The organism is Halobellus sp. Atlit-38R (genome assembly GCF_003665925.1).
Taxonomy (GTDB): Archaea; Halobacteriota; Halobacteria; order Halobacteriales; family Haloferacaceae; genus Haloquadratum; species Haloquadratum inordinatus.
The window spans coordinates 1-469 of sequence record NZ_QXIJ01000299.1; the positions used below are offsets into that span (position 1 = coordinate 1).

A 469-nucleotide genomic window follows, 5' to 3' on the forward strand; every position below is an offset into this window, starting at 1 on the left:
TCGGCGAAGCAGAGCGTGCCGAACCGCTCGCCCTCGACCTCGACGCGGCCGCCGACGTACGTCTCCAGTCCGAACGTCTCGTACGCGGGGTCGCCGGCCCACCCCTCCGCCGAGGCGTCGACGATGGTCAGGAGCTGGTCGCGTTCGAGCGTCCGCTTACAGTACGCCTCGTCGAGCGGACACGTCTCGCCGGGCTGTAACAGGGGATGGGTGGCGTGCGAGACCTCGATGTGCTGGGTCCCGTCTTCGATCCGCGTGAGGAACCCGTTCGGCATGTCGAGGTACTCGCAGCCGATCGTCAGTATCTCCGCGACCTTCGCCTCAAACGTGCGCTCCTGGTCGGACGACACCGCGTACAGTCGCTGGATCGCGCGGAGGCTCTCCTCCTGGCGCCGCTCCAGTTCGCGTCGCTCGGTGACGTCGTGGAGGTAGACGGAGAGCCCCTCGTCCGACGGGAACGCACGCGCGT

The 469-nt window shown here is 68.2% G+C and carries 1 pseudogene; it reads right to left on the bottom strand.

The window, feature by feature from the left end:
* Nucleotides 1-469, bottom strand: a pseudogene (locus D3D02_RS19485) (histidine kinase); the annotation flags it as partial.